The sequence below is a fragment of the Streptomyces sp. NPDC007346 genome, from assembly GCF_040703535.1.
Classification (GTDB): domain Bacteria; phylum Actinomycetota; class Actinomycetes; order Streptomycetales; family Streptomycetaceae; genus Streptomyces.
In genome coordinates, this window is sequence record NZ_JBEYKR010000002.1 from 90963 (window position 1) to 103496 (window position 12534).

Below are 12534 nucleotides of genomic sequence, written 5' to 3' on the forward strand. Positions count from 1 at the left end.
CCTCCGACATGGTGCGCGTGGTGCCCGGGGACGTGCGCCTACTCCACTTCGACCAGCAGGATCCTGTCGTCCCCCGGCTTCGGCTCGCCTCGGCCGTCCGTGTTGCTGGTGACCAGCCAGAGCCGGTCGCCGCCCGCGCTCATCACGGTGCGCAGCCGGCCGTGCTTCTCATCCAGGAACGACTGGGGGTCGGCCAAAGGTTCCGCGTCCGCGTCACCGGAGAGCGGGATACGCCAGAGCCGCTCGCCGCGCAGCCCGGCCATCCAGATGGAGCCCTGAGCGTAGGCGATACCGCTGGGCGAGGCCTCGGAGGTCTTCCACTGGGCCACCGGGTCGATGAACCCGTCCTCGCCCCCCTCGCCCTCCACCTCGGGCCACCCGTAGTTGCCGCCGGGCTCGATCAGGTTCAGCTCGTCCCAGGTGTTCTGGCCGAACTCGGCCGCCCACAGCCGCTTCTGCGCGTCCCAGGCGAGCCCCTGCACATTGCGGTGCCCGTACGAATACACCACCGAGTCCGCCTCCGGGTTGCCGTGCACCGGCTTCCCGTCCGGGGTCATCCGCAGGATCTTGCCCGCCAGCGACTCCTTGTCCTGCGCGAGCCCGGTGTCCCCGGTCTCGCCGGTGCCCGCGTACAGCATCTTGTCCGGGCCGAACGCGATCCGCCCGCCGTTGTGGACGTTGCCCTTGGGGATGGAGCGCAGGATGGTGTCCGGTGCCCCCAGCTGCTTGCCCTCCGGGCGCTTCTCGTCGTAACTCATGCGGACGATCCGGTTGTCGGAGGCGGTGGTGAAGTAGGCGTACACCCACCCGTCCGTGCCGAAGGTCGAGGGGACCGCGAGCCCCAGCAGACCGCCCTCGCCCGCGGGGGAGACCCCGGGCACCGAGCCCAGCAGCGTCTGCTTCCCGCTCTCGCCGTCGATCCGGTGGATCGTCCCCTCGTCCCGCGAGGCGACCAGCAGGTCACCGCCGGGCAGCGCGGCCAGCCCCCAGGGCGACTTCAGCCCCTCGGTCAGCGTCGAGACGACCTTCGCCGAGCCCTTGGCGGGCGGCAGGTCGGCCGAGGCGCTCGGCGAGGGGGAGGGGTCGGAGCTTCGCGACGCGGTCGGCGAAGCGGTGCCTGTCCCGGACGAGCCCTCCTCCCCGCCCGTGGAGCACGCGGCGGACAGGACCAGTGAGGCCGTCGCCAGCGCGGCCACCACCCCCCTGCGCACCGAGGGGGACTGAACAGATCCGAACACAGCACCGCGCACTGAACCGATCCTTTCGAAGGCTGCCTGACCAACTGTTCCTACACCGCGGCCTCGCCCAAAGTTCCCGGCGCGCCCCATTGTCCTGCCATCTCCCGCCGGGCGCTCGGCCCACGGACGCCCATGCGCGCCCCCGCGCTCAGTCCCAGGACCCGCGCGCCGGGGGCAGCCCGGCGATCTCCGCCAGCTCCGCCTCCTCCAGCTCCACCTCCGCGGCCCGCGCGTTCTCCACCGCCCACCGCTCCCGCTTCGTCCCCGGCACCGCCACCACGTGCGGCCCCTGCCGCAGCACCCACGCCAGCGCCACCTGGGCCACGCTCGCCCCGCGCCGCTGGGCGATCCGCCGCAGGCCGGCCACGACCGGCTGGTTCGCCGCCATCATCTCGGCGGTGAACCGGGGGTGCCGGGCCCGCAGGTCCTCGGGCTCGAACCCCTGCCCCGGCTTGAGCGTCCCGGTCAGATAGCCGCTGCCCAGCGGCATCGCCGCGAGTACCCCGACCCCGCGCGCCGCACACCACGGCAGCAGCTCCTCCAGCGCCTCCGGCGACCACACCGACAGCTCGGCCTCCACGGCGCTGACCGGGAAGACCTGCTGGATCCGCTCCAACTGCCGGATCGTTCCGGCATGCGTCCCCGACCCGGACCTGCGCGGCGCGCGCGCCCCCACCGCGCACAGTCCCAGCGAACGCACCTTGCCCGCGGTCACCAGCTCCGCCATCGCCCCCCAGGTCTCCTCCACCGGCACCTCGGGGTCGGCCCGGTGCAGCTGGTAGAGGTCGATCACATCGGTCTGGAGCCGCCGCAGCGAGGCGTCGCAGGCCCGCCGTACGTAACCGGGGCGCCCGTTGGCGACGATGTGCTGATCACCCACCAGGAGACCGCACTTGGTGGAGAGGAAGGCCTCGGACCGGCGCCCCTTCAGCGCGCGCCCCACCAGCAGCTCATTGGTGAACGGCCCGTACATGTCCGCGGTGTCGAGCAACCGGACACCGGCGTCGAGCGCCGCGTGCACCGTACGCACCGAACGGTCACCGAGCTGCTGCGATGCGCTGTAACCCCAGCTCATCGGCATACAGCCCAGACCGATCGCGCCCACGGCGAACCCCGACGCCCCGATAGTCCTGCGCTCCAACTCCCCGAACCCTTCTTCGTTCCCGCAGTCACGGGGTCGTACCGCACCCCAAACTAACCTCTGGCCCGGTGACGTCCTCGATCAGCCGTCCTGGAGCGCTCGCACACTCGTCGCATAGCCTCCTGACCATGACTGCGACGACTGCCGGCGCGACGAGTGCCGATGTATGGCTGCCCTTTCCGGCCGAGGAGATCGACGGACTCCCCGAAGGCCTCGACTACCTCTACTGGGACGGGGGCCCGGAGTACCCCGGCGACCCCGCGCACTGCGTGTACTACGTCGTCCCCTACATGAAGGGCCCCGAGATCGCCGTCCGGCCGATGGGCGGGATGAGCGCCGTCCAGGTGGTGCAGACGCTCTCCGCGGGCATCGACCACGTGGAGCCGGGGCTCGGGCTGCTGCACGCCGGCGTACGCCTCTGCAACGCCAAAGGGGTGCACGAGGCGTCCACCGCCGAACTGACGCTCGCGCTGATCCTGGCCTCCCTGCGCGGCTTCCCCGGCTTCGTCCACGGCCAGGACAGGGAGGAGTGGCGGTCCGGCTTCTACCCGGCGCTCGCCGACAAGTCCGTCCTCATCGTGGGGTACGGCTCCATCGGCTCCGCCATCGAGGACCGGCTCGCGCCCTTCGAGTGCGCGCGGGTCGCGCGCGTCGCGCGCTCCGCCCGGACCACCGAGCGCGGTCCCGTACACACGCTCGACGACCTTCCGGCCCTGCTGCCCGAGGCGGACGTCGTCGTCCTCTCCACCCCGCTCAACGCCTCCACGCAGGGGCTGGTGGACGCCGACTTCCTCGCCGCGATGCCGGACGGCGCCCTCCTCGTCAACGTCGCGCGGGGCGGAGTCGTGGACACCAAGGCCCTGTTGGCCGAACTGGAATCCGGACGGCTGCGCGCGGCGCTCGACGTCACCGACCCGGAACCGCTGCCGTCCGGCCATCCTCTCTGGCATGCTCCGAATGTCTTGATCACGCCTCATGTGGGCGGCAGCACCTCGGCGTTCGAACCGCGCGCCAAGTGGCTGCTGGCCGCACAGCTCACCCGGTTCGCCGCGGGGGAGCCGGTGGTGAACGTCGTCGCCACCACCGGCTGACGGCTCCGGGCGGTCACACCGGAGGTGCGTTCAGCATGCACACAGCGCCGCCCACCTCGCATTTCGTCACGGAGCGTAGAGAAGCTATGGCCCTGAGTGACGAATCTGGTGTATCGTCCGCACCGGAGGGCCGCGCCGTGGCAGGGGCGGCGCGGGGGGAGCACCGGAACGCGAGGGGGCGACGGGCGATGTGCTGGCCATGGAGAGACGATCCCAGGCACCGAAGCGGGCTGCGGCGGCCATCGGCGCGGCACGGGCGCGGCGCCCGAAGGTGGCCGGAATTCCCCTCGGGGCGGCGGCCGGGTCCGGGACGGGGAGCCCTCCGGTGAGCGTGCTGGGGACCTGGCTCGCGCCGCGGACCGCCGCGGGCTCCACGGGGCTGCGGTACCGCATCCTGCTCGGCGTCGTCTGCGCCGGATACTCCGTGGGAGCGGCCCTCGGCTGGGGCTCACCGCAACTGGCCCGCTTCATGGGGGACTTCGGCCTCGCCGCGGCGGCGCTGGTCGCCGCCGTCTCCTGCTTCCTCTACGCCAGGGTGAGCGCCGGGCGGCTGCGGCCCGCCTGGCTGCTGTTCTCGCTCTCCTCGGCCATGGCGGCCTGCGGCAACGCCGTTTGGGGGTGGTACGAGGTGGTGCTCGGCGTCCCCGTGCCCACCCCGTCGGCCGCTGACGCCTTCTTCCTCTGCTTCGCGCCGCCCGCCATCGTCGGGCTGCTCGTCCTCGCCAAGCGCCCCGTCACCCGGGCCGGCTGGGTCTGCCTGGCCCTGGACGCCTGGCTGATCGGCGGCTCCCTGCTGACCCTCGCCTGGAGCCTGGCCCTCGCGCACGCCGCGCACCTGGCGGGCGTCCAGGAGGCCAGTGTGGGCCCGGCGGCGCTCTCGCTGGCCTACCCGCTGCTCGACATCGTCCTCGTCTCCATGGTGCTCGCGCTGCACTTCCGCCGCTCCGGGGCCAACCGCTCCGCGGTCAACACCGCCATCGCCGCCCTGGCGCTGACCGTCCTGTGCGACGCGGTGTTCACCTCACCGCTGCTGCGCTCCACCTACCACTCGGGCCAGTTGCTCGACGCCGGCTGGTTCGCCGGCTCGCTGCTCCTGGCCTACGCCCCCTGGGGGGTACGGCGCCGGGTGCCCGGAGCCGACCGCCCGGACCCGCCGCGCACCACGAGCCGCCCGATCGCCGGATCGCTGGCGGCGCTGACCCCGTATCTCGCCGCGGCCGTCTGCACCCTGGGCATCCTGTACAACGTGGTCGAGGGCCGCCGGGTGGACCGGGTCGTCGTCCTCACCGGCTGCACGGTCGTCCTCGCCCTGGTCGTCCGGCAGGGCATCATGCTCCTCGACAACATCTCCCTCACCCAGGAACTGGCCCAGAAGGAGAACCACTTCCGCTCCCTGGTGCAGGGCTCCAGCGACGTCATCATGATCGCCGCCCCCAGCGGCACCCTGCGTTACGTCAGCCCCGCCGCCGCCGGGGTCTACGGGCGCGACGCGGAGGATCTCGTCGGCTCCGAGCTGTCCTCGATCATCCACCCCGACGACCTGGGCCGGGTCGTCCACGAGGTCCGGCGCTTCCTCGCCGCCCCGCCCCACGAGGAGCCCACCACCCGCATCGAGTGCCGCTTCCGCTCCGGCACCGGCGACTGGCTCCACGCCGAGTCCACCGTCAACCGGCACCAGGGCGGGCTCCTGCTCAACAGCCGGGACGTCACCGAACGGGTCAGGCTCCAGGCCCAGTTGCAGCACAACGCCGAGCACGACCCGCTCACCGACCTGCCCAACCGGGCCCTGTTCACCTCCCGGGTCCGCCAGGCGCTCACCGGCCGCCGGGCCGGCGACCCGGGCACCGCCGTGCTCTTCATCGACCTCGACGGCTTCAAGGCCGTCAACGACACCATCGGCCACCAGGCGGGCGACGAGCTGCTCGTCCAGGCCGCCCGCCGCCTCCAGGAGTCCGTCCGGGCCGGCGACACCGCGGCCCGGCTCGGCGGCGACGAGTTCGCCGCCCTCATCATGGGCGACGGCACCCGCGACCAGAGCGCCCGGGAGTACCAGGTCCAGGAGATCGCCGACCGGCTCCGCCTCACCCTCTCCCAGCCTTACCGGATCGGCCCCAGCGAGGTCCGGGTGGCCGCCTCCATCGGCGTCGCCTTCGCCGAGCCCGGCATCACCCCCACCGACCTCATGCGCAACGCGGACCTCGCGATGTACCGCGCCAAGGCCGGCGGCAAGGACCGGGTCGAGCTGTACGCCCCCCAGATGCAGGCCGACGTCGTACGCCGCTCCGAGCTCGCCACCCGGCTGCGCACCGCCTTGCGCGAAGGCGAGTTCGCCCTGCTGCACCAGCCCGTCGTCCACCTCGCCGGCGGCTCCGTCGCCGCCGTCGCCGCCCAGGCCCGCTGGCGCTCCGCCCAGGGCATCCTGTTCACCCCCGCCGAGTTCCTCCGGGTCACCGGCGACGACGACCGCACCGCCGAGCTGGGCCGCTGGCTCCTGGAGGAGGCCGTGAAGCAGGCCGCCGACCGGGCCAGGGCCGGACACCCCGTCGCCGTCTCCGTACGGCTCTCCGCCACCCGGCTGCTGGACAAGGCCCTGCCCTTCGGCTCCATCGAGGCGCTGCTGACCCGGCACGGGCTGCCCTCGGGGGCGCTGATGATCGAGATCGCCGACAGCGACCCCCGGATCTCCTTCGACGAGCTGGAGCGGCGCCTCGTGGCCCTGCGCCGCCTCGGCGTCCGGATCGCCCTCGACGGCTTCGGCAGCGGCTTCGCCGCGGTCAACGCGCTGCGCCACCTCCCCATCGACGTACTGAAGCTCGACCGGAACCTGGTGGACGGGGTGGTCGAATCGGCCAGGCTCCACAAGATCACCAGCGGGCTGCTGCGGATCGCCTGCGACCTGGGCCTCCAGTCCGTCGCCGACGGGGTCGACGTCCCCGAGCAGGTGCTCGCGCTGCGCGCCATGGGCTGCACCCACGGCCAGGGGATGGCCTTCTCCGGCCCGCTCGACGAGTACCGGCTGCGACGCGCCCTGGTCCGCGGCCAGTTCCCCGTACCGGGCGTCCCCGGCCCCCGTACGGTGATGGCCGGCGGCTCGATCCCCCTGCTCACCGGATCACATACTGAGACGCCCGTCCCACCCACTTGACACGTCATGCGTGCCGGAGAGAGGGTCAATGCCATGCGCACCCGAATTCTCGTACTTGGAAAGCGCGTCGGCTGAAGCAGAGTCACTCCACGACACTCTGCGGACCGCACCCGGCGCGCTCCCCTCGCTTGCCTCACGGCACGAGGGGTTTTTTGTTGCCTGACACCTCTCAAAACGCTGTAAAACACCCGCGTAAACCCTTCAGCTTCGAGAAGAGAATGCCGATGACCGAGCAGGCCACCGGGGCCCACCACCCGCAGCCGCGCGCCCGTACCGGCGGACAGCCGTCCGCCACCGTTGAGCACCTCACGGGCGCGCAGTCCCTCATCCGCTCTCTCGAGGAAGTCGGCGCCGACACGGTATTCGGCCTCCCCGGCGGCTGCATCCTCCCCGCCTACGACCCGCTGATGGACTCCACCCGGGTCCGCCACATCCTGGTCCGCCACGAGCAGGGCGCGGGGCACGCGGCCACCGGCTACGCACAGGCCACCGGCAAGGTCGGCGTCTGCATGGTCACCTCGGGCCCCGGCGCCACCAACCTGGTCACCCCGATCGCCGACGCGCACATGGACTCCGTGCCGCTGGTCGCGATCACCGGCCAGGTCGCCTCCAAGGCGATCGGCACCGACGCCTTCCAGGAAGCCGACATCTGCGGCATCACGATGCCGATCACCAAGCACAACTTCCTGGTCACCAAGGCCGAGGACATCGCGCACACCATCGCCGAGGCCTTCCACATCGCCTCCACCGGCCGCCCCGGACCGGTCCTCGTCGACATCGCCAAGGACGCCCTCCAGGCGCAGACCACCTTCAGCTGGCCGCCCACCCAGGACCTGCCCGGCTACCGGCCCGTCACCAAGCCGCACGCCAAGCAGATCCGCGAGGCCGCCAAGCTGATCACCCAGGCCAAGCGCCCCGTGCTCTACGTCGGCGGCGGCGTCATCAAGGCCGGGGCCACCGCCGAGCTGAAGGTCCTCGCGGAGCTGACCGGAGCGCCCGTCACCACCACCCTGATGGCGCTCGGCGCCTTCCCCGACAGCCACCCGCTGCACGTGGGAATGCCGGGCATGCACGGTGCGGTCACCGCCGTCACCGCGCTGCAGAAGGCCGACCTGATCGTCGCCCTCGGAGCCCGCTTCGACGACCGCGTCACCGGCAAGCTGGACAGCTTCGCCCCGTACGCCAAGATCGTCCACGCCGACATCGACCCGGCCGAGATCAGCAAGAACCGCACGGCCGACGTCCCGATCGTGGGCGACGCCCGCGAGGTCCTGGCCGACCTGGTCCAGGCCGTCCAGGCCGAGCACACCGAGGGCCGTACCGGCGACTACACCGCTTGGTGGAAGGACCTCAACCGCTGGCGCGACACCTACCCGCTCGGCTACGACCTGCCCGAGGACGGCAGCCTCTCCCCGCAGCAGGTCATCCAGCGCATCGGCAAGCTCGCCCCCGAGGGCACGATCTTCACGGCGGGCGTCGGCCAGCACCAGATGTGGGCCGCCCACTTCATCGACTACGAGCAGCCCGCCACCTGGCTCAACAGCGGCGGCGCCGGGACGATGGGCTACGCGGTCCCGGCCGCGATGGGCGCCAAGGCCGGCGCCCCCGACCGCACCGTCTGGGCGATCGACGGTGACGGCTGCTTCCAGATGACCAACCAGGAACTGACCACCTGCGCGCTCAACAACATCCCGATCAAGGTCGCCGTCATCAACAACGGCGCCCTGGGGATGGTCCGCCAGTGGCAGACCCTCTTCTACAACCAGCGCTACTCCAACACCGTGCTGCACTCCGGCACGGACACGGACGGCCTGCCCGCCAAGGGCACCCGCGTCCCGGACTTCGTCAAGCTGTCCGAGGCCATGGGCTGCTACGCGATCCGCTGCGAGGACCCGGCCGACCTGGACAAGGCCATCGAAGAGGCCAACTCCATCAACGACCGCCCCGTCGTGATCGACTTCATCGTCCACGAGGACGCCATGGTCTGGCCGATGGTCGCCGCCGGCACCTCCAACGACGAGGTCCAGGCCGCCCGCGGCGTCCGCCCGGACTTCGGCGACAACGAAGACGACTGAGAGACAGAGAGAGATACGACTCCATGTCCGAAAAGCACACGCTCTCCGTCCTGGTCGAGAACAAGCCAGGTGTCCTCGCCCGGATCACCGCCCTGTTCTCCCGACGCGGCTTCAACATCGACTCGCTCGCGGTCGGTACCACCGAGCACCCCGACATCTCCCGCATCACCATCGTCGTGAATGTCGAGGACCTGCCCCTGGAGCAGGTGACCAAGCAGCTCAACAAGCTGGTCAACGTCCTGAAGATCGTCGAACTCGAGCCCACCGCTGCGATCCAGCGGGAGCTCGTCCTGGTGAAGGTCCGCGCCGACAGCGAGACCCGCTCCCAGATCGTCGAGATCGTCCAGCTGTTCCGCGCCAAGACCGTCGACGTCTCCCCGGAGGCCGTGACGATCGAGGCGACCGGAGGGGCCGACAAGCTGGAGGCGATGCTCAAGATGCTGGAGCAGTACGGCATCAAGGAGCTCGTCCAGTCCGGCACCATCGCCATAGGGCGAGGCTCGCGCTCGATCACCGACCGGTCCCTGCGCGCCCTCGACCGCTCGGCCTGACCCCCGGCGGGGAGACCCGAGGCGAGCCGCCGCCGCGCCGCTCGCATGGCGAGACCCGATCACGTACACGACGCCCCCGCCGTACGGTGGGACGCAACACCTGCACACCAAGGAGAAGACCCAGTGGCCGAGCTGTTCTACGACGACGATGCCGACCTGTCCATCATCCAGGGCCGCAAGGTCGCGGTTCTCGGTTACGGCAGCCAGGGCCACGCCCACGCGCTGTCGCTCCGTGACTCCGGCGTCGACGTCCGCGTCGGTCTGCACGAGGGCTCGAAGTCCAAGGCCAAGGCCGAGGAGCAGGGCCTGCGCGTGGTGACCCCTGCCGAGGCCGCCGCCGAGGCCGACGTCATCATGATCCTCGTCCCGGACCCGATCCAGGCGCAGGTCTACGAGGAGTCCGTCAAGGACAACCTCAAGGACGGCGACGCGCTGTTCTTCGGCCACGGCCTGAACATCCGCTTCGGCTTCATCAAGCCGCCGGCCAACGTCGACGTCTGCATGGTCGCCCCGAAGGGCCCCGGCCACCTGGTCCGCCGCCAGTACGAGGAGGGCCGCGGCGTTCCCTGCATCGTGGCCGTCGAGCAGGACGCCTCGGGCAAGGGCCTGGAGCTGGCCCTGTCGTACGCCAAGGGCATCGGCGGCACGCGGGCCGGCGTCATCAAGACCACCTTCACCGAGGAGACCGAGACCGACCTCTTCGGTGAGCAGGCCGTCCTCTGCGGTGGCACCGCCGCCCTGGTCAAGGCCGGTTTCGAGACGCTGACCGAGGCCGGCTACCAGCCGGAGATCGCGTACTTCGAGTGCCTGCACGAGCTGAAGCTCATCGTCGACCTCATGTACGAGGGCGGCCTGGAGAAGATGCGCTGGTCCATCTCGGAGACCGCCGAGTGGGGCGACTACGTCACCGGCCCGCGGATCATCACCGACGCCACCAAGGCCGAGATGAAGAAGGTCCTCGCCGAGATCCAGGACGGCACCTTCGCCAAGGCCTGGATGGCCGAGTACCACAACGGTCTGCCCAAGTACAACGAGTACAAGAAGGCCGACGGCGACCACCTGCTGGAGACCACCGGCCGTGAGCTGCGCAAGCTCATGAGCTGGGTGAACGACGAAGAGGCGTAGGTCTCGGGGGCGGGGGCGGGCCCGCACGGGTCCGCCCCCGCCCCGCACCACCTGTCGCACATCTCCGTCTCACATCCCCGTGTCACTGCGGAAACCGGGTGCGAGCCGGTGGCGGACGCGGTGGTCCCGTACGGATGTACACCACGGACACCCTCGTGCGGGTGATCCTTCCACGGGGGCGCAGTGGACGGCCCTCCGCACCACTACACTTCTCAACACATGTACGCGTCAGGGCCCACAGTGTCGTGCGTCTACCACGCGGCTAGCCCCTCCAACCGCCTGCGGCCGTCGGGACGGCCGTCCGCACTGGACTTGTGAGGACTCACGTGAGCTCGAAACCTGTCGTACTCATCGCTGAAGAGCTGTCGCCCGCCACGGTCGACGCTCTGGGTCCGGATTTCGAGATCCGGCACTGCAACGGCGCGGACCGCGCCGAGCTTCTCCCCGCGCTCGCCGACGTCGACGCCATCCTGGTGCGTTCCGCCACGAAGGTCGACGCCGAGGCCATCGCCGCCGCGAAGAAGCTGCGGGTCGTCGCCCGCGCGGGCGTCGGTCTGGACAACGTCGACGTCTCCTCGGCCACCAAGGCCGGCGTGATGGTCGTCAACGCCCCGACCTCCAACATCGTCACCGCCGCCGAGCTGGCCTGCGGTCTGCTGGTCGCCACCGCGCGCAACATCCCGCAGGCCAACACCGCCCTGAAGAACGCCGAGTGGAAGCGCTCCAAGTACACCGGGGTCGAGCTCAGCGAGAAGGTCCTCGGCGTCGTCGGCCTCGGCCGCATCGGCGTCCTGGTCGCGCAGCGCATGTCGGCCTTCGGCATGAAGATCGTCGCCTACGACCCCTACGTCCAGCCGGCCCGCGCCGCGCAGATGGGCGTCAAGCTCCTCAGCCTGGACGAGCTCCTGGAGGTCGCCGACTTCATCACCGTGCACCTGCCCAAGACCCCCGAGACCCTCGGTCTCATCGGGGACGAGGCGCTGCACAAGGTGAAGCCCTCGGTCCGCATCGTCAACGCCGCACGGGGCGGCATCGTGGACGAGGACGCGCTGTACTCGGCCCTCAAGGAGGGCCGCGTCGCCGGCGCCGGCCTCGACGTGTACGCGAAGGAGCCCTGCACGGACTCCCCGCTCTTCCAGTTCGACCAGGTCGTCTGCACCCCGCACCTGGGCGCCTCCACCGACGAGGCCCAGGAGAAGGCGGGCATCGCGGTCGCCAAGTCCGTCCGCCTCGCGCTCGCCGGTGAGCTGGTCCCGGACGCGGTCAACGTCCAGGGCGGTGTCATCGCCGAGGACGTACGCCCCGGCCTGCCGCTCGCCGAGAAGCTCGGCCGGATCTTCACCGCGCTCGCGGGCGAGGTGGCGGCCCGGCTCGACGTCGAGGTGTACGGCGAGATCACCCAGCACGACGTCAAGGTGCTGGAGCTCTCGGCGCTCAAGGGCGTCTTCGAGGACGTCGTCGACGAGACCGTCTCCTACGTCAACGCCCCGCTCTTCGCCCAGGAGCGCGGGGTCGAGGTCCGCCTCACCACCAGCTCCGAGTCGCCCGACCACCGCAACGTGGTGACCGTGCGCGGCACCCTCTCCAGCGGCGAGGAGGTCGCGGTCTCCGGCACGCTGGCGGGCCCGAAGCACCTCCAGAAGATCGTGGCCATCGGCGAGCACGACGTGGACCTGGCGCTCGCCGACCACATGGTCGTCCTGCGCTACCAGGACCGTCCCGGTGTGGTCGGCGCGGTCGGCAAGATCCTCGGCGAGGCCGGTCTGAACATCGCGGGCATGCAGGTCTCGCGGGCAGCGGAGGGCGGCGAGGCCCTGGTGGTCCTCACCGTCGACGAGACCGTCCCGCAGACGGTGCTGACCGAGATCGCCGACGAGATCGGCGCCTCCTCGGCCCGCTCGGTGAACCTCACCGACTGACGCGGACACATAGACACATAGACGCGTAGGCATGGGGAGACGCGCATACGTGTAGGCGTGTAGACGCACGCACGCACGCACAGCCCCGCTCCGTACCCGGCAGCCGGGCGCTCCTTCACCAGGGGCGCCCGGCTGCCGGGTTCGTCGTCCGTCCGCACGGACAACCCGCCCGTGTGGGCCCCGCGTTGGGTCCTGGGGCCCACGACGGCCGAGGTGGCGCGACCCTAGGGTGACCGGTTGTCAGGTCAC

General features: G+C 71.1%; 8 protein-coding genes. 6 read left to right on the plus strand and 2 right to left on the minus strand.

All coding sequences use genetic code 11. The features are described 5' to 3' along the window. Positions 1 to 38: 38 nt before the first annotated feature. Complete coding sequence (locus AB0917_RS01230) at positions 39 to 1250, minus strand: PQQ-dependent sugar dehydrogenase (protein WP_366817347.1); 1212 nt, start codon at positions 1248 to 1250, stop codon at positions 39 to 41. Between the two features lie 136 nt (positions 1251 to 1386). Further along, entirely contained in the window at positions 1387 to 2343 is a 957-nt protein-coding gene (locus AB0917_RS01235) for an aldo/keto reductase (protein WP_366817404.1), read from the minus strand. A gap of 164 nt (positions 2344 to 2507) precedes the next feature. Here AB0917_RS01235 and AB0917_RS01240 point away from each other — a divergent pair, with 164 nt between their 5' ends. The 6 genes from AB0917_RS01240 to serA all read left to right on the plus strand — a co-directional run bounded on the left by AB0917_RS01240 (position 2508) and on the right by serA (position 12285). Further along, positions 2508 to 3470 (plus strand): 2-hydroxyacid dehydrogenase, encoded by a 963-nt coding sequence (locus AB0917_RS01240; RefSeq protein WP_366817348.1) that lies wholly within the window; start codon positions 2508 to 2510, stop codon positions 3468 to 3470. A gap of 325 nt (positions 3471 to 3795) precedes the next feature. Continuing rightward, positions 3796 to 6615 (plus strand): EAL domain-containing protein, encoded by a 2820-nt coding sequence (locus tag AB0917_RS01245; protein WP_366817349.1) that lies wholly within the window; start codon positions 3796 to 3798, stop codon positions 6613 to 6615. A gap of 218 nt (positions 6616 to 6833) precedes the next feature. Further along, positions 6834 to 8690, plus strand: coding sequence for an acetolactate synthase large subunit (locus tag AB0917_RS01250; protein ID WP_366817350.1), 1857 nt, complete (start codon positions 6834 to 6836; stop codon positions 8688 to 8690). Positions 8691 to 8713: 23 nt separating this feature from the next. Next, positions 8714 to 9241, plus strand: a complete 528-nt coding sequence (gene ilvN / locus AB0917_RS01255) for an acetolactate synthase small subunit (protein ID WP_366817351.1) — start codon at positions 8714 to 8716, stop codon at positions 9239 to 9241. Between the two features lie 123 nt (positions 9242 to 9364). After that, the gene (gene ilvC, locus AB0917_RS01260; protein WP_366817352.1) at positions 9365 to 10366 is read left to right on the plus strand and encodes a ketol-acid reductoisomerase; all 1002 of its coding nucleotides are present in this window, start codon (positions 9365 to 9367) and stop codon (positions 10364 to 10366) included. A gap of 326 nt (positions 10367 to 10692) precedes the next feature. Beyond that, positions 10693 to 12285: a phosphoglycerate dehydrogenase gene (gene serA, locus AB0917_RS01265; RefSeq protein ID WP_366817353.1), complete on the plus strand. Its 1593-nt coding sequence runs from the start codon at positions 10693 to 10695 to the stop codon at positions 12283 to 12285. The last annotated feature ends 249 nt before the right edge of the window (positions 12286 to 12534 follow it).

What these genes read in the sequence shown, in the direction of transcription:
- AB0917_RS01240 (WP_366817348.1), top strand. Translation starts at nt 2,508, where the DNA reads ATGACTGCGACGACTGCCGGCGCGACGAGTGCCGATGTATGGCTGCCC.
- AB0917_RS01250 (WP_366817350.1), top strand. Translation starts at nt 6,834, where the DNA reads ATGCCGATGACCGAGCAGGCCACCGGGGCCCACCACCCGCAGCCGCGC.
- ilvN (WP_366817351.1), top strand. Translation starts at nt 8,714, where the DNA reads ATGTCCGAAAAGCACACGCTCTCCGTCCTGGTCGAGAACAAGCCAGGT.